The 17,672-nt window shown below is 61.1% G+C and carries 11 protein-coding genes; 5 read left to right on the plus strand and 6 right to left on the minus strand.

The window, feature by feature from the left end:
• The first annotated feature begins 74 nt into the window (after positions 1–74).
• Entirely contained in the window at positions 75–2,360 is a 2,286-nt protein-coding gene (gnpA, locus tag CS903_RS00670; RefSeq protein WP_099331627.1) for a 1,3-beta-galactosyl-N-acetylhexosamine phosphorylase, read from the plus strand.
• A gap of 9 nt (positions 2,361–2,369) precedes the next feature.
• Here gnpA and CS903_RS00675 read toward each other — a convergent pair whose 3' ends face one another.
• Together CS903_RS00675 and CS903_RS00680 are read right to left on the minus strand one after the other, a co-directional pair.
• Positions 2,370–3,569: a GHMP family kinase ATP-binding protein gene (locus CS903_RS00675; protein ID WP_099331628.1), complete on the minus strand. Its 1,200-nt coding sequence runs from the start codon at positions 3,567–3,569 to the stop codon at positions 2,370–2,372.
• Complete coding sequence (locus CS903_RS00680) at positions 3,566–4,387, minus strand: nucleotidyltransferase family protein (protein WP_099331629.1); 822 nt, start codon at positions 4,385–4,387, stop codon at positions 3,566–3,568. Before CS903_RS00680 ends, CS903_RS00675 begins: the two co-directional genes overlap by 4 nt.
• A 155-nt stretch (positions 4,388–4,542) precedes the next feature.
• Between CS903_RS00680 and trpS the strand changes: the two genes are divergently transcribed.
• Positions 4,543–5,655, plus strand: a complete 1,113-nt coding sequence (trpS, locus tag CS903_RS00685; RefSeq protein ID WP_099331874.1) for a tryptophan--tRNA ligase — start codon at positions 4,543–4,545, stop codon at positions 5,653–5,655.
• 68 nt (positions 5,656–5,723) lie between these two features.
• Here trpS and glgP read toward each other — a convergent pair whose 3' ends face one another.
• Positions 5,724–8,366, minus strand: a complete 2,643-nt coding sequence (glgP, locus tag CS903_RS00690; RefSeq protein ID WP_242491680.1) for an alpha-glucan family phosphorylase — start codon at positions 8,364–8,366, stop codon at positions 5,724–5,726.
• Between the two features lie 115 nt (positions 8,367–8,481).
• Here glgP and CS903_RS00695 point away from each other — a divergent pair, with 115 nt between their 5' ends.
• From CS903_RS00695 to glgB, 3 genes are read left to right on the plus strand one after another with little or no spacing between them, the layout of a single operon-like run.
• Positions 8,482–10,590: a maltotransferase domain-containing protein gene (locus CS903_RS00695; protein WP_099331630.1), complete on the plus strand. Its 2,109-nt coding sequence runs from the start codon at positions 8,482–8,484 to the stop codon at positions 10,588–10,590.
• A gap of 9 nt (positions 10,591–10,599) precedes the next feature.
• Positions 10,600–12,015, plus strand: a complete 1,416-nt coding sequence (locus CS903_RS00700; protein ID WP_099331631.1) for a phosphotransferase — start codon at positions 10,600–10,602, stop codon at positions 12,013–12,015.
• On the plus strand, positions 12,008–14,191 hold the full coding sequence (glgB, locus tag CS903_RS00705) for a 1,4-alpha-glucan branching protein GlgB (RefSeq protein WP_099331632.1): 2,184 nt from the start codon (positions 12,008–12,010) through the stop codon (positions 14,189–14,191). The genes CS903_RS00700 and glgB overlap by 8 nt, the downstream gene beginning before the upstream one ends.
• 71 nt (positions 14,192–14,262) lie before the next feature.
• On the opposite strand, the gene CS903_RS00710 is transcribed toward glgB, so the two are convergent.
• The 3 genes from CS903_RS00710 to CS903_RS00720 are packed head-to-tail and all read right to left on the minus strand — an operon-like array spanning position 14,263 to position 17,567.
• A complete protein-coding gene (locus CS903_RS00710; protein ID WP_099331633.1) occupies positions 14,263–15,168 on the minus strand; it encodes a tetratricopeptide repeat protein in 906 nt (301 codons plus the stop codon).
• 42 nt (positions 15,169–15,210) lie between these two features.
• Complete coding sequence (locus tag CS903_RS00715; protein ID WP_099331634.1) at positions 15,211–16,257, minus strand: hypothetical protein; 1,047 nt, start codon at positions 16,255–16,257, stop codon at positions 15,211–15,213.
• A 53-nt stretch (positions 16,258–16,310) separates the two neighbouring features.
• Positions 16,311–17,567 (minus strand): hypothetical protein, encoded by a 1,257-nt coding sequence (locus CS903_RS00720; RefSeq protein ID WP_099331635.1) that lies wholly within the window; start codon positions 17,565–17,567, stop codon positions 16,311–16,313.
• Positions 17,568–17,672 lie beyond the last annotated feature (105 nt).

A 17,672-nucleotide genomic window follows, 5' to 3' on the forward strand; every position in this document is an offset into this window, starting at 1 on the left:
CAGACCCGAGGCCCAATCGTGACCAATCTCGATCTTGGAGTAGACCGAGGTTTGATCATCCACAAAGGAGTGCAATGACAAGTAATTCCAGCGATATCAAGGCTTCCGGCGGCCGTCTTACCCTCCCGATTGAGAGGGGAATCGACGATCAGATCCATGCCCTGATGGAACGCCTCCAAGTCGATGCCGTACGTAACTCTGACGGCACTGAACTGCCCGACTGGGTGAGTGACGGACTGACCCGGGTATACGCCACCTACTTTCCCGCTCGAGGGGATGAAGAGTGGGCCCGATCAGTGCCTGAACAGCGCGTTCGCCAGTTCCTCATGTCACAACCGGTCACGGCAACCGACGCAAATCCACTGGTTTTTAATGTCATGACCGGGTACCTGGCCGCCCAGTTCACCCCGGACCTAAGTGCCGATCGTGACCACTACTGGCAGGTGATTAATCGCACAACTGGGGAAACGCTCCCCTCCGCGGCCTGGTCGGTAGAGGAAGCTGCACCCCTCCCCATGGTTTCGGGCACCGATGTGGTGGGCGATTACCCCGATGACGCCTTCTCCGCCCTCGTCACCATCCACAACCCCGAGCCCTTTCACGTCTACACCGTGAACTTCCTGGCCAAGCAGGTCTGGGACAGCACCCAGACCTACAACTACATCACCAACCGCTGGGCCGATGACCCAAGCCGACTGAAGGACCGCACCTACGACGTCGCCTACCCGGAGACCTGGGAGCACGTCCGTGAGTCACTGGGAGTTTGGCTGAAGGATCACCCCGAGGTTGACGTGGTGCGCTTTACGACCTTCTTCTACCACTTCACGCTGGCCTTCAACGATCACGCTAAAGAGAAGTACGTCGACTGGTTCGGCTACTCGGCAGCGGTGTCGATTCCGGCTTTGGAAGACTTCTACCGCGAACACGGCTACCGGATGACACCGGAGGACTTCATCGATGGTGGGCACTACAACACCCCGATTCGTGTTCCCAGTGAGAAGTTTAAGACCTGGATCGACTTCACCTCTCGCCGCGTCGCGAAGCAGGCTGGTGAACTGGTCAAGGCGACCCATGAGGCCGGCCGCGAGGCGATCATGTTCCTAGGTGACAACTGGATCGGTGTGGAACCCTACGGTCCATACTTCGCCCAGGTGGACATGGATGCGGTGGTCGGCTCGGTGGGCTCGGCCGCCACCTGCCGCATGATTTCGGATATCCCCCACGTCCGTTACACCGAGGGTCGCTTCCTCCCCTACTTCTTCCCGGACACCTTCAATCCCGAAGGTGACCCGGTTGGTGAGGCCGAGGTCGGTTGGGCCCAGGCCCGACGCGCAATCGTCCGCAAGCCCCTGGATCGGATCGGCTACGGCGGCTACCTCTCCCTCGCCCTTCAGTTCCCTGAGTTCATCGACAAGATGGAAGAGATCGTCACCGAGTTCCGCTCCCTGCACGACACCACGGGAGGCGAAGTTCCCGTCAAGGCCAAGCCCGTTGTCGCGGTGCTCAACTCCTGGGGCGCCCTGCGGACCTGGCAGACCTACATGGTTGCTCACGCGCTCTGGTACAAGCAGATCTACAGCTACACCGGGGTCCTTGAGTCCCTCGCTGGCCTCCCCCTTGACGTCCGCTTCATTTCGTTCGAGGACGTCCTTCGCAGCGAGGGCGCCGTCCTCGACGATATCGATGTCCTGATCAACGCGGGAGCCCGTGATACAGCCTTCTCGGGCGGAGTCGAGTGGAAGAACCCACAGCTGCAGGCTATGATTCGCCGCTACGTCTACAACGGAGGTGGCTTCGTTGGAGTCGGTGCCCCCACGGCTTACACCCCCGAGGCCGGCCCGGTGTTCCAGCTCGACGACGTCCTCGGTGTCGACATGGAGATTCACTGGACCCTGTCCACCACCCGCCACCCCGAACCCGTCGCTGAGGATCACTTCATCACCCGTGACCTAATCGGTGACCTTGATACCGGCGAAGACCCCGGCGACATCATCGCCGTCGGATCCGGTGTCAGTGTCCTCTCCGAGAAGGACGGTTCGGTAAAGCTGTCCGTCAATGACTTTGGAGCGGGACGTGCCGTCTACTTTGCCGGCCTGCCCTACTCCGCTACCAACTCGCGACTTCTGCTGCGCGCTCTGATGTTTGCCGCGCACGCAGAAGAGCAGTGGGAGGACGTCCTCATCACCACCAACCCTGAGGTCGAGGTGGCCTGGTACCCGAACGTCAACAGGGCGTTCGTCTACAACCAGTCCGCCCAGCCGGAAAGCACACGCGTCCTCGGGGGGCACGATTCCAATGGGGACCGTGTCGAGGTCGAGGTCGAGCTTCCCGGCTACGGCAGCAGCTGGATCAACCTGTAGGTAGTAGGACTAGAGGCGGCGCGCGGCTTCACTCGGCTTTGTCAGCAGGGTGGACGCGCGCTGTCTCGTCTCCGGGAACTCCGCGAGGTAGGCCTCAAGCCAGCGCTGCGCGAACTCCTCGGCTCCCTCGGCGGGCACCAGCGCCCAGACTGAGCCACCAAACCCGGCCCCAAAACCGGAGGCACCAACCGCGCCCAGCTCTAGGGCCAGACGCTGCAGGGCGTTTGTCTCGGGAACCTGGTTACCCAGGTTCCTGTCGGCATTCTGGTGCGACAGAATAGCAGCCCGACCAAACGCCTCAATGTCACCGGCTTCAAGAGCAGCTAGCGCCGCGGGAATAGCCTGCTCCATTTCGATGAGGAAAGCCTGCAACCTAGCGTTCAGAAGAGGGTCAGCTGAGGCGATCTCAAGCATCTTCTCCCGGCCCCCCTCCTCTGCCAGGGCCTGCGCCAACGTGGTGACCTGCGCTTCCTCAGACCGGTTCCACAGCTCCACCAGACGACTCACCTGAAGAGAGGCATTGTTGTAGGCCTCGAGGGCAGCCCCGGTCTTTTCAGCCAGCACCCCGGAGACAGCCACCACAAAGGTCCACTCCTTTGCAAGTGGAAGGGAGCCCTCAAAGACCGTGGGAGCAAACCTGAAGACTCCCAGTTCGCCCTCCGCGCAGTTCAACATGGCGGTGTGATCCTGGGACCCGCCGAAGGTGCCGACCCCACGGGTACCCGGAAGTTCTTTGAATGAAAGCCCGTTTTCGATGGTGGCAAGGTAGGCCGCCAGGTCGATGCGATCGGTGATGTTGGCCTGCCAGACAGGGTTTCTCCACAGATCATTGTGGTCTGCCAGCGCGAGAGCGACGGCGACAACCAGGGCAGACGATGAGCTCATCCCCGAGGCCAGCGGCAGCGTCGAATCGACCTCGATCACAGCTGGCTTCAGGGGACCGAAGTTCAGGGTGAGACGGTCAACGCAGGCCTGAATGTAGTTACCCCAGTGTCCGGAAGGTAGGTCATTCTCCTCATCCGCCACGATGGTTACCGGTCCCTCGGTGGCTGTCGACCAGGCGACAAAGATACCGTCTTCAGCCACAACATCAGGGTCGAGGACGCGGGCCGTCACCCCCTGGCTGGAGGAGAGAAGGATGGATCGTCCGCCCGCGTAGTCGGTGTGCTTACCAAACACCTCTACGCGGCCCGGAACGAACCAGCTCACAGCTTGACGTCCAGCTTTTCCATCGCCTCCGCTACCGACTGAATGTCGTCACGGTTGGACATGTCGAGGACGCCTGCTGCCAGGGGGACAATTGTGAATGGGTCTCCGCCTTCGATGGCTAGGCGAACGGCATCCTGCAGTTCGTACTCACCGCGCGGGGAAAGCTCGACCTTCTTGGCTGCCTCAAAGATGGCGGGGGTGAAACGCCACAGGTTCATCGAAACCATCGCGTCCTCACCGAGGCGCTCGATCGTTGCGGCGTCCGGCTTCTCGACAATCTCAGTCATGATGCCGTCCTCGTCTGCCACTGCAAACGCAAACGCGTTGACGCGGTCGCCAGGGATGTTGGACTGGGCGATCAGTGCTTCGGGATCGAAACCAATGAGGCCCGACCCCTCCAGCTCGTGCAGCGCACGGTAGGCCTCGATCGGGTAGTAGTTGTCAGAGTTGAGGACGACAACCGCGTCCTCACCCGCGAACTCTTCGGCGGCCAGGACTGCATTGGCCGTTCCGAGGGGCTCCTCCTGGATGGCGTAGGAGATCTTGACTCGCGACTTGGGGACCTCGTCGTAGTACTCACGAATCATGTCGTGCTCAGGTCCAATCACCAGGCAGACCTCGTCGTAACCGGCATCTGCCAGTCCGCTAATGACGTAGTCCAGGAAGGGGCGACCAAAGGAGATCATGGCCTTGACGCCGCTGTCCGCTGCAGCCTGCTGTTCGCTGGTGAGGCTGGCATCCTCGGACTGCTTCCTCATTCGGGAACCTAGGCCACGCGCCAGAATGACTGCTTTACCCGGCCTGAGACGATCGCTCATACTAACTCCTGTGTTTCATTGTTTGCGCTAACGCGCCCTGTTCGCCCCACAATCCTAACCCGCTCACCAGCTGGAATCGCCTCTGATTTGCCCGCGGTACAATCGTCCTCATGCCCACTACAGAAGATTCAGGAACGACCATGGCACCCACAGATATGACCCCCGTTCAGGAACCGGTGATTCCCGAGGGAGACAGCCAGGTCAGCACGGCTTCGGTTCGCAAGGCCATCGAACGTTCTCGAGAAATTGAAGAGCAGATCGATATCGATCCCTCCCGCTTCCGGGTACTCACGGGCGACCGCCCGACCGGCAAGCTTCACCTCGGCCACTACTTCGGCACCCTCAAGGGTCGCGTCGAGCTACAGAACCGTGGCGTTGACACCTGGATCCTGGTCGCCGACTACCAGGTCATCACCGACCGTGACGGTGTGGGACCGATTCGCGAGCGCGTCCTCGGTCTGCTCGCCGACTACCTGGCGGCCGGAATCGACCCGGAACGGTCGACAATCTTCGCTCACTCTGCCGTTCCCGCCCTCAACCAGCTGATGATCCCCTTCCTCTCACTGGTGACAGAATCTGAGCTGCACCGCAACCCCACCGTGAAGGCGGAGCTGCAGGCTACGGGCGGGCGCGCCATGACGGGCCTTCTCCTCACCTACCCGGTTCACCAGGCCGCGGACATCCTCTTCTGCAAAGCCAATCTCGTTCCAGTCGGACAGGATCAGCTGCCGCACATTGAGCTCACCCGACAGATTGCCAGCCGCTTTGACCGTCGCTATGGCCGGGACGCTGAGGGGAAGCCGGTTTTCCGCCGCCCCGACGCCCTGCTCTCCAAGGCCCCAGCCATCCTCGGCACCGATGGCACCAAGATGAGCAAGTCGCGTGGCAACACCATTGAGCTGGCCATGACGGCTGACGAAACGGCAAAGATCCTCAAGAAGGCCAAGACGGACTCAGACCGGGTCATCACCTTCGACCCCGTCACCCGCCCGGAGGTTTCCAACCTCCTTCTTCTGGCCTCGATGGCTTCCGGTGAGGAACCCGAGGTCATTGCCGAACGAATCGGCGATGGCGGCGGTGGCGTCCTCAAGAAGACGGTGACGGATGCGATCAACGACCATCTGGCCCCCCTGAGGGCGCGCCGCACCGAGCTTGAAAAGGATCCGGCCTACCTGCTCTCCGTCCTGGAGGCCGGGGTAGCTAAGGCCAACGAAGAGGCCGATCGGACCCTGCTTCAGGCCCGTGAAGCCATGGGCATGGTCTACTAGTCCGCACTCTCATCAAAGGTGCCCGGGGATCCAGATTGGTTCCCCGGGCACCTTTGATTTCCCAGCCGCTACTGTCCGAAACTGGTGGTGGTGTGCGCCGATACCACGGTGGGTTCCGCGTTAGTCACCAGGCCCAACTCCGCGTCAGAGGCGGTTAGTTCGCTATGGGGAACAACCCTGACGGCGAAGCCCACAGCACCGGAAACCGCCAGTTTCTCAGATGCCGCAAAACGGTACATCTCCTGCTCCTCACCACCCGCGACCCCCAGCTCAATCACCTGTCCCCCGACGATGGAGTCATCACTCCCGACCCTTCCGAGGACCATCTGGACCTGGACATCCCGGGGGCTCAGCCCGCCGAGGTTGACGTGCGCCTCAACCGCCACCTCGTCCCCCAGCTGCACCACATCGGGCAGCGTCGCTTCGACAAAACTGATCTGCACCCTGTGCCAGGCACCGATAACCCGCTTCTTCCATGCCGCCAGATCGCGGGCATTCCTGTACGGAGAGACATCAAGGACCCGTGAGGCAGCCGCTATCGGCGTGTACAACTCACGTACGTAATCCTTAACCATCCGTGTTGCCTGCACCTTCGGCCCGAGGGTGGCCAGAGTGTGGCGAATCATCTCAACCCAGCGACCGGGTACCCCGTTCTCATCCCGCTCATAGAACCTGGGGGCCACCGTGTTTTCGATGAGGTCGTACAGGGCGGCAGCCTCAATCTGATCGCGGCGGACGGGATCATCGACGCCGTCGGCTGTAGGAATGGCCCAGCCGTTCGAGCCGTCGTACATCTCATCCCACCAACCATCCAGGATTGACAGGTTGAGGGCCCCGTTGAGGGCACACTTCATGCCCGAGGTTCCGGAGGCCTCAAGCGGACGCAGCGGGTTGTTGAGCCAGACATCGCAACCAGGGACAAGGACGTGCGCCAAACCCATGTCGTAATTGGGCAGGAAGACAATGCGGTCCCGCACCCGTGGGTCATCAGAGAACTGCACCAGCCTCTGGATCAGCGAGACCCCCTGCTCGTCATCGGGGTGGGACTTTCCTGCGATGATGATCTGGATCGGCCTCTTCGGGTCTGTTAGAAGACGTACCAGCCGCTCCGGATCAGACAGCATCAGTGTGAGGCGCTTGTAGGTCGGAACGCGCCTGGCAAACCCGATGGTGAGGACGTCGGGGTCGAGAATCGTCTCAGTCCACCCCACCTCTGCCGGTGAGGCCCCCCTTTCAAGCCAGGACTGCCGCATCCGCTTTCGGGCCGCGTGCACCAGGTTACTCCGTAGTTGATGGCGGGTGTTCCAGATGACCGAGGACGGTACTCCCCCCTGGTCTTCAGTGCGTAGCCACGACGAGCCGTCCGCATCCTGTTCCGCCGTCATGTACTCAAGAGCCATCGACTGGAAGTGGGGATCGCGCCAAGTCGGTCCGTGGACACCGTTGGTGATCGATGTTATGGGCACGTCCTCAATATCGAAGCCCGGCCAGAGCTGGTGGAACATGGTGCGAGAAACATGCCCGTGGAGTCGGGCCACCCCGTTTGCCATCCGCGCCATCCGCAGGCCGAGGACCGCCATGTTGAAGACGTGGGGGTTACCTCCCTCGTAGGTCTCTTTACCGAGCCGAAGAATATCCTCTACATCAACACCCGCTATCGGCATGGCTGCCAGGTAGGGGCGCACGACATTCTTGTCGAACCTGTCGATTCCGGCTGGCACCGGGGTATGGGTTGTGAACAGTGTGGCCGAACGTACCGCTTCAACCGCCGAGTCGAAGTCCATGGTGGGATCGGTATCAAGGATCTCCCGCAGTCGTTCCACCGAGAGGAAACCCGCGTGACCCTCGTTGCAGTGGTAGACCTGTGGCCGAGGGCCGCCGGTCAGGCGTTCGAAGGCCCTGAGGGCTTTGACCCCACCGACGCCTAGCAGCAGTTCCTGCTCAAGGCGGTGCTCTGCAGATCCTCCGTAAAGGCGGTCGGTGACCTGCCGTGAAATCTCATCGTTCGCGGGAACGTTCGAGTCGAGCAGAAGGAGGGGAACGCGCCCCACCTGAGCCACCCAGACCTGGGCGTTGAGCACCCGGGCTCCCGGAAGTGGCAGCGAGATAACCGTGGGGGTTCCGTCTGTTTCGCGGAGGAGGATGAGCGGCAGGTTATTGGGGTCTAGAAGCGGATAGGTCTCTCTCTGCCACCCGTCTCGCGTCAGGGACTGGCGGAAGTACCCTGCACTGTAGAGCAGGCCGACCCCGATGATAGGAACACCGAGGTCAGAGGCAGACTTCAGGTGGTCACCGGCGAGAATGCCCAGGCCACCGGAGTACTGGGGCATCACCTCGGTAATCCCGAACTCCGCGGAGAAATAGGCGATGCCTTCGGGTTTGCCCTCAGCATCAAAAGACTCCTGATACCACTTGGAGCTACCGAGGTAGTCCCTTAGTTCCTCGTCAAGGAGCTGAGCTTCAAGAACCACACCCGCATCTGCGGCGAGCTGCCTAAAGCGTTCCGGAGAGATCTCTCCGAGCAGGGCAACTGGATCGTGACCCACACGCTCCCAGGCCTCCGGGTCAAGGGAGGCAAAGAACTGCACCGTGGGGAAGTGCCAGGACCAGTACAAGTTTCGTGCCAGGGCATCCAGAATCTGCAGTTCAGCCGGCAGGACAGTTCGGACAGTAAATCTACGTATCGCTTTCACAGCACCAGCATATGTCACACGCCACATTTTTCGACCGATGTGGCTTCGGCGCCGACGGTGAAAAAGGGGGCGCAATCCCAGCTCAACGGCGTCTCCTTCACCTTCCGGACACTGTTCTCGGTAAGATGGCCCCGTGAACACCAACAATGCTCGTCTGTTGAGCCGCATTCCGGCCATTGAAGTCTTTCCAGTCCTCGCTGAGGCCACGCTGCCCGCCAAAGCGACCGAGGGGGAAGCCTTCCCCGTCCGTGCCACCGTGTTCCGTGAGGGCCACGACCAGTTTGGTGCCGAGGTCGTCCTGATCACTCCTGATCGTCGTGAGTTCTCCAGGACGCGGATGTACGCCATCGCACCCGGAATGGACCGAATGGAAGCCTGGGTCATGGCCGACACCACCGGGGACTGGTCGTACCGTATCGACACCTGGTCTGACCCGTGGGCCACCTGGAAGCACGATGCGGCCATCAAGATTCGGGCCGGGGTCGATTCCGACCTCATGTGTGAAGAGGGCGCTCGCATTCTTGAACGGGCTGCGCTCGGGGACTTCAAGAGGGCGCAACGTGCCCCCAGCGTGCCTGCCTACCGCAAGGTAAAGCCTGATGCGGCGGCAGCTAAGCAGATGCTGCTGGGCGCTGAGACACTCCGTGACACCTCAATCTCAGCCACCACCCGCTTCGCAGCTGCTGTCTCCTCACGTGTCGATGCCGCAATGAGCAGGTATCCGCTGCGCGACCTCATCGAGTGCACCGTAAAGTACCCGGTCCGAGTCGATCGAAAGGCTGCTCTTTACGGCTCCTGGTACGAGGTGTTTCCCCGCTCCTTCGGGGCCTTTCAGCGCCCTGATGGAACCTGGAAATCAGGTACCCTCGCGGCACTTACCGAAGAGGTCAAGCACATTGCCGAGATGGGGTTCACCGTCCTCTATCTGACGCCAATCCACCCGATTGGCACCACCTTCCGCAAGGGACGAAACAACACGCTTGAGGCTTTGGACGGGGACCCCGGTTCCCCCTACGGCATTGGTTCCACTGAGGGCGGCCATGACGCCCTCCACCCCGAACTCGGTGATTTCGATGACTTCGACAGTCTCGTCGAAGAGTCGCACCGTCAGGGGATGGAAGTTGCCCTGGACCTTGCCCTTCAGGCCTCTCCGGACCACCCCTGGGTCAAGGAGCACCCGGAGTGGTTCACCACCCGGGCTGACGGTTCCATCGCCTACGCCGAGAACCCTCCCAAGAAGTACCAGGACATCTATCCCCTGAACTTCGACAATGATCCCGAGGGGATCTACCGGGCCATCATCGACGTTGTCGAGGTGTGGATTAGCCACGGGGTGCGCATCTTCCGGGTCGATAACCCACACACCAAGCCGATCCCGTTCTGGCAGCGTTTCCTGCGCTACATGCACATCAACCACCCGGGAGTAATTTTCTTGGCAGAGGCATTTACACGGCCCGCCATGATGCGCACCCTAGGCATGGTTGGTTTCCAGCAGTCCTACACCTACTTCACCTGGCGTCAGTCCAAGAAGGAACTCACGGACTACTTCAACGAGGTGGCTAAAGAGACCGCACATGTCAGCCGCCCCACATTCTGGCCGACAACCCACGATATTCTTACCCACCAGATGACCACCGGCGGCGCTTCGATCTTTGCCATACGCGCTATCCTGGCGGCCACCGGCTCCCCGACCTGGGGGATCTACTCGGGATACGAACTGGTAGAGAATGTCCAGCGCCCCGGTTTTGAAGAGCAGATCGATAATGAGAAGTACGAGTATCGTCCTCGTTCCTGGGATGCGATTAAAGAGGGCGGAATCGCCAATTTACTAACCCAGCTCAACCGGGCCCGGGCAAACCATCCCGCGCTTCAGCAGTTGCATCAGATCTCCTTCCACCACACTTCAAACGACAATGTCATCTGCTTCTCCAAGCATGTGCCCGCTCGTTTTTCCCCCACCGGCGAGGACGACACTGTCATCGTGGTGGTCAGCCTCGACCCCCACAGCGAGGTCGAGTCAACCGTCTACCTCAATAAGGCAGCCCTCTTCGAACCGGAGACCCGCACGCGTCTCGGTGTTGCCGAAGGCCATGTTGACCACGGCGAACCGATGGATCTTGAACTTGTGGATGAGCTCGGAGGCCAGGTTTACCACTGGGGTCGAGAGAACTACGTTCAACTCTCCCCCTGGACCCGCACCGGTCACGTCTTCTCAGTCCGCTCGGTTAGCACCCCGCAGTAGGTCGACGCGATGACAGCGGTGATCAACAACGAGGTTGAGGCACTGGGCGCAGAAAATGCGAACGAAGTGCTTCGAGCCGTCTGGCCCTGGGTGTGCAGGCAGCGCTGGTGCCCCACCCTGCCTGCAACTTCGGAGGCCGGAGGGAGCAGGGACGAAGTCCGTGTCTTGGCGGCCTGGTGGCTGGGAACCAAGATGGCCGAGCCGCCCGCGACCAGGGCCCTCCTCCTTGTCGTTGCCATGGGGCCTGCGGGGCCGATTCTCCAGGTCCCTCTCCTTGCTGGGGAGCGATCTCAGAGAGGACAGTCGGGCGAAGACAGCGCCACCATCGGAACCACAGAACTGTGGAACCTCCGGGACGGATCGGTTGAGCCGGTGTTCTGGAAGGGCTGGGCCAAAGCCGCCACGGTTCTCAAGGGAACCAGAGAGGAGCTGCTTCGGGCTGCCACGCGGGTGCGCCCCCTGGGTATGGAGCAGTCCAACACCTCCGTGATTCTTGCGGGCGGACCAACCCTGCTGATTGCCAAGGTCTTCCGTGTTCTCCACCCCGGCTCACACCCCGAGGTTGAACTTCCCGAAGCCCTCACCCGATCTCAGTTCGCGGGGGTTCCCACGATGTACGCGACCTGGTATCTGCCGCAGTTGGACTCCCACTCCGCTGGCAGCTACTGCTCGGCGGTGGTCTCAGAAATGCTCAGTGGCGCCACCGATGGGTTTGACCTCTTCGTTAAGTTCGCCTCCGAGGGCGCCGACCCAAGCGGGGAGGCCTACCGCCTCGGGATCCTCACCGCTGAGATGCACGACGGTTTGGCAAAGCAGCTGGGGCTTTCGGTTTCCCTATCTCCCACCACCCTTACCTCCCGGGTCGAAGAGGCACTTGAGGCCGTGACCCAAGAGGGCTATGGCGGCCTGGTCGTGGGCTCCGACCTAGCCGGGGATCTGGCCCGTATCCTCGACGACGCCTCGGAACATCAGGGGGCGCCGCTGGCTACCCAGCGCATCCACGGCGATCTGCACCTGGGACAGACCCTGCGTACTCCAGATGGATCCTGGTACGTCCTCGACTTCGAGGGGGAACCCCTCAAGGACATTGCTACCCGTTCGGTTCCAGACGTGGCCGTACGCGATGTTGCGGGGATGCTGCGGTCGTTTGACTACGCCTGGCGCAGAGCACAGGTTGACCCTGACATCGAGGGTTGGACCAGACGCGCGCAGCAGGCCTTCCTTGAGGGCTATGGTTCGTACAGGGAGCTCCTCGACACCGATGTCGCAGCCCTCGAGATCCTCCAGATCGAGAAGGCCCTCTACGAGGTTCAGTATGAGGCGCAGTTTCGACCCGACTACCTTCCGGTTCCCCTCGACGCACTGAAAGCACTTGCAGAATCACACGATAAGAAAGCCAAAATGAGAGACTTGAACCATGACTAAACAGCCTGTTTCCGTATCCCCCGACGTCTTGGATGCAGTCGCCCGGGGTGAGTACCACGCTCCCCACTCAGTTCTTGGTGGCCACCCCGAAGATGGATCGGTGACCATTCGTACCGTCCGTCACCTCGCCGATGAGGTCACGGTTGTCACAGCTGACGGTGAGTACGCGGCAGACCACGAACACAACGGCGTGTGGGTCGCAGTCCTCCCAGGTAACACGGTGCCCGACTACAGACTTCGTATCCGTTACGGCGAAACCTCGACTACGGTCGATGACCCCTACCGTTTCCTTCCCTTTGTGGGAGAGCTGGATCAGCACCTCTTCGCAGAGGGTCGCCTCGAAGAGCTGTGGCGCACCCTCGGGGCCCATCGCAAGCACCTCAACGGCTCTCTCGGGGAAGTCAACGGAGTCGCGTTTGCAGTGTGGGCACCCAACGCCCGTGCTGTTCGTGTGGTCGGTGACTTCAACTACTGGGATGGAGCCGGTTCCGCCATGCGCTCCCTGGGCTCCTCCGGCATCTGGGAACTGTTCATCCCCGAGGTGCAGATCGGGGCCCGCTACAAGTTCGAGATTCAAGGCCCCGAGGGGAACTGGTTCCAGAAGGCCGACCCCATGGCTCGAGCCACCGAGGTCCCGCCAGCTACCGCCTCTGTGATCACAGAGTCCAACTACGAGTGGGAGGATGAGGCCTGGCTTGAGAAGCGCGCCCGGACCAACTTCCACGAGGGACCGGTTTCGATTTACGAGTGCCACATTGGCTCCTGGAAGCAGGGCCTCTCCTACCGTGAGCTGGCAGACGAGATGGTTCCCTACCTCCTCGAAATGGGGTACACCCACGTCGAGTTCATGCCGGTTATGGAGCACCCGTTCGGTGGCTCATGGGGCTACCAGGTCACCTCCTACTATGCCCCCACAGCCCGCTTCGGTTACCCCGATGACTTCCGCTACCTTGTCGATCGGCTTCACCAGGCCGGCATCGGTGTCATCCTCGACTGGGTTCCCGCACACTTCCCCAAGGATTCCTGGGCCCTTGCTCGCTTCGATGGCACCCCCCTGTATGAGGACGGTGACCCGATGCGGGGCGAGCAGCCCGACTGGGGCACCCTGGTCTTCAACTTCGGCCGCAACGAGGTCCGCAACTTCCTGGTGGCGAACGCCAACTACTGGTTCGAAGAGTTCCACATTGATGGACTACGCGTAGATGCCGTTGCCTCGATGCTCTACTTGGACTACTCCCGTAAGGAGGGCGAGTGGCGCCCCAACCAGTTCGGTGGTCGGGAGAACCTGGAGGCGATCCAGTTCATCCAGGAGACTAACGCGACCGCATACCGCCGTTACCCCGGAGTGGTCATGATCGCGGAAGAATCGACTGCCTGGCCCGGGGTCACCGCGGTGACCTCGGGGGGCGGCCTCGGCTACGGCCTCAAGTGGAACATGGGATGGATGAACGACACCCTGCGTTACATGTCTGAGGATCCTGTCAACCGGCGCTGGCACCACGGTGAGCTGACATTCTCCCTGGTTTACGCCTTCTCAGAAAACTTTATTCTGCCGCTGTCTCACGATGAGGTCGTTCACGGTAAGGGTTCGATTATCGCCAAGATGCCGGGCGACAAGTGGCAGAAGCTTGCCAACACCCGCGCACTCTATGCCTACCAGTGGTCCCACCCCGGCAAGCAGCTCCTGTTCATGGGACAGGAGTTTGCTCAGGAAGGTGAGTGGAGCGAGTCCTACAGCCTTGACTGGTGGCTCCTCGACAACCCTGAGCACCAGGGAGTGGCCCGTCTGGTTCGGGACCTCAACCGCGTCTACACCTCCTCCCCCGCTATGTGGGATGACGACTACACGGGCTTCGAGTGGGTTGATGCAGGCGATGCTGACAACAACGTCATTTCCTACCTGCGCCAGGGCAAGAATGCTGAGGGCGAGACCGAGTACCTGGTCTGCGTGCTCAACTTCGCCGGTAACCCTCACGAGCACTATCGCGTGGGACTTCCATTCGGCGGAGAGTGGGAAGAGGTCCTCAACTCTGACGACCTGGCTTACGGCGGCTCCGGGGTCACCAACCCGAACCTTCTCCGCGCTGAAGAGTTGCACTGGAACAACCGCGACCATTCGGTCTCGCTGACGGTTCCTCCGCTCGGTGCAACCTTCCTGCGCCCGGTGAAAAAGTAGTTCTTCCACGAAGTAGGGGGTCTCGGCAACTAACTGCCGAGACCCCCTACTGTTCTACTCAGTTCTTTAGGCTAAACCATGAGGTGGGTGGCCAGGCGGGTTCGCGCCGAACCTAGGGCATCCTGGTCCGTGGCAATGGGGAACAGGCCGACCAGCTGCTTGCGTAGCTTCTCTTTTTCGTCCCCGTCAGTCGAGGCGGTCAGTGCCTCCAAGAGGATGTCGAAAGCCCCTGCTTCGTCACCGGCAGCGAAGAGGCGGTCGGCCGTCGCGGTGGGAGAACTTCCCTCCGAGTCTTTGCCCTCTGCCTGCGCGGCCTCAAACCTGCGTTCAAACTTGGCGCGTGCCAGCGCCAACTTGGCTTCCTTGTCCGCGGGGTTCTTGTCGAGGACCTTCTTCCAAGCCTTCACGGCTCCAGCCCAGTTTCCCTCCGCCTCGGCCTCGCGTGCAGCACGGTGTTCCTCTGGCATCGGTGTCTCAGCGGCCTCCTCAGAGACCGATAGACGTCCCGTCACGCCCATCTGCGGGGCAACTGCCAGCATTTCGGTAACAATCTCTGACGCCTGGGCCGGGGAAGCAGCCCCCTCGAAAAGGGGAATGGGACGGCGGCCAAGGATACCGAATGCCGCCGGAACCGTCTGCGCCTGGAACGCCGCTGCCAGCTGAGGGTTCTCTTCTACGTTCACCTTCGCCAACTGGAATGCACCGGCATCCCAGCGTGCAAGGTTCTCAAGAGCCTCAAGTGTTTGCTTCGATGCCAGCTGGCTCGGACTGTAAAGGACCAAAATGACCGGCACCTGCTGGGACAGGGCCATCTGGGTCTCAAAGGTCTCAGCATTGACCTCGACGACCAGGGGCGCTTCAACCCGGGTTGAGTCTGAGGTTTGCTGCGGAACCGCCGGGGGCAAACCACCGCCCTGAGTCGGCACCATGTGCGAAAGATCCACGCCGCCGAAATCACCTGACGCTGCGCTACTCACCGTGTCTCCTCACTTTGATTGTGCTGAAAAATCCTGACTGGGTTACTCGGTTGGTTCGGTGTCATCCCGGTCGACACCCGTGATGACCCGCTCGGAACCGACAACAGAAATCTTCGCATCCGAATCCTCGTCGGGAACCAGGAAGAAGATGCTCACTAGGTAGTTCACGGTCACCGAGCCGATGACATTCTTGTCGTCAAGGTAGGCCGCCGGGGTCCCCGCCATCTCGAAGGTCGAGCCCGGCACGGTTCGGTTGTAGGTCATGGAGTAGTTGAACGCAGCTGAGACCAGAGCCTGCCCCTGTTCGAGCGAAACGCCCATGATCGGGTAGTCGCCCTCTTTCGCCGTAGCAGCCACATTCCCTGCCACCTTGACCGCCTCGTTGACGGCCTTCAGTTCCTCACGGTAGCGAGGCCCAAACACATTGTCCTCAAACACCGAGTACTCTTCGTTGTCCGGGCTGTTGAGATGGTTGATGTAGGTGGTGAGGACGCTGGCGGGGGTCATGGTGAGCCCAGCCGCATCGGCCTCAAGGACCTTGGAGCCGTCGCGAACGCCGACCCCCCGCACCGAGGTACCCCCAACGAGGCGGGTCCAGTTCTCCAACTTGTACTGGGCTTTGGCTTCCTGTTGGGTAATGAAGTAAACCTCAGCCGGCTTATCGCCCGAGGCATTCGAAGCGACCAGGAGGATCCTCGGCCATGAGTTACCCACCGTGGCCGAGTGAAGCTCAGTTGGCAGCACCAGCTCCGGGATCGCGGTCTCTGTCTTAGCCGCTCTGACAAACTGTCCCTCACGCAGTTTGAGAGCAGGGTTCGTCACCCTGTTCTCAAGCACCGCCGTGTCCTTAGCTTCAACCGAGGCGTCGAGGTCGGCCTGGATTTCGGAAACAATGCGCTGGACCTGGTCCGCCGACAGTGTCAGGGTTCCCTCATCGACGGCTTCACCCGACTGACTTGCCCCCGACTGCGAGCCGGACTGGGCCCCTGAAGGGGGCCCCTCCACCTCGAGGACTGGCTGGGAGCAACCGGCCAGAACGAGGGCAGCTGCCGCGCCAAAGGTTAAGAATGCTGCTGTGGACCGCTTCATGACTTTCTCCGTTTCCAGATTGCGTTCGCGGTTGGCGAGGATGATGCCCCCACCTACTTGTCCTGCTGCCCCATGGCCTGGTTCCACTTCCCCGGGCGAAGCGAACGCTCACTGAGCACCTCGTCTGGGGTCGAAGACCTCTTGGCACGAGCATTTTCGGTCGAGAACTCTCTATCCCCAACCACCAGGCGGCTGACACCTCGCTTCTGCGCGTCACGAAGGGCGCGACGTGTTGGGAATGCGCCTCCCCCTGCCTGTAGTGCGGCAAGGTTCATCATCCCGGAGTCAGTGGTCACCGTCTCGGTTCGAAGGCCGTCACGAGTCTCATTGGACTCGCTCTTCGCATTCTCCGGCTGCTCCTCTACCTCGGGTTCCTCAAGCTGCTCGGGAGTTTCCACGGCCACTACTTCTCCGGCGATCGGATCCGTCTCGTCCTTAGCAACATCTTCGGCCTCAATAGGTTCGGCAACTTCGTCGCCCTCATCCGCTACATCAACCTCGACAGGCACTTCCTCAGCGGGTGTGCCTGCGCCGACTTGCTGCTCGACAACCTCAGCATTGGGATCGATCACCGCGATTTCGGTGGTTTCAGTTGAAGCCCGCTCATCAAGGGTGCGGATCTCCTCTGACCGCTGGACCCTGCGTCTGCGCGAACCAACCAGGGCAAGGGCAAGGATTAGCGCGACTACTGCCACCACCCCGGCGGCAATAAAGGCGATCGTGGCGGTGGTGTTGGGCTGGGGGGTCTCCCAGGTCAGTGTGATCGAGGGGGCGGCTCCTACACCATCCGTAGCGGCGAGGATGGACATACCCAGCTCATCCCCGGTGATGGTGAGGCTGACGCTTCCGCGACCGAACTTTTCGGCCACCCACATATCGGAGCTCAGGGGGCTTGTGGGAGAATCCCCCGACTGAGCCTGCTCGGCAACCTCTTCCTCGGCTTCGTCCTCGCCCCCCGACTGAACCTCTGTGTCGATGATGTGTGGAATCGTCTTCAAGGTTTGCAGGTCCGTCAGACCCACAATCTCGTCATACGGCTCATCTTGAAGCCAGGCGGTGACATCTTCGGGGAGGCCGAGAGCCACCCACACCTCCTGGTCTGGATCCGCCGTGGCCTTGATGTTGACCTTCTCCGCGTACAGCGGGAGCACGCCGGCGCGGGTCATTACCAGCGGCTGATTGCCCTCATAGGTAGCTTGAACCTGCTGGGCGGGCTTCCAGACAGTCAGTCCCAGGATGCCCACTACCGTCAGCGCGAGAGCAATAATGCCCAGTACGATCGGCAGGGAATAGCGCTTTATCTTGCTCACGACCGATAACCTCCCAAATCACTGGATTACTCAAGGGTAGACCAGGTTCACCCTGTCAGACCGAGCACTTTAACACAGTTAGCCTCAAATCTAACTTATGTAACA

This window comes from Actinomyces minihominis (assembly GCF_900187855.1).
Classification (GTDB): Bacteria; Actinomycetota; Actinomycetes; order Actinomycetales; family Actinomycetaceae; genus Scrofimicrobium; species Scrofimicrobium minihominis.

Excerpts from the sequence above, each read along its gene's own strand:
- gnpA (WP_099331627.1), top strand. The coding sequence starts at position 75 with ATGACAAGTAATTCCAGCGATATCAAGGCTTCCGGCGGCCGTCTTACC.
- CS903_RS00680 (WP_099331629.1), bottom strand. The coding sequence starts at position 4,387 with ATGAGCGATCGTCTCAGGCCGGGTAAAGCAGTCATTCTGGCGCGTGGC.
- trpS (WP_099331874.1), top strand. The coding sequence starts at position 4,543 with ATGACCCCCGTTCAGGAACCGGTGATTCCCGAGGGAGACAGCCAGGTC.
- CS903_RS00700 (WP_099331631.1), top strand. The coding sequence starts at position 10,600 with ATGACAGCGGTGATCAACAACGAGGTTGAGGCACTGGGCGCAGAAAAT.
- glgB (WP_099331632.1), top strand. The coding sequence starts at position 12,008 with ATGACTAAACAGCCTGTTTCCGTATCCCCCGACGTCTTGGATGCAGTC.
- CS903_RS00715 (WP_099331634.1), bottom strand. The coding sequence starts at position 16,257 with ATGAAGCGGTCCACAGCAGCATTCTTAACCTTTGGCGCGGCAGCTGCC.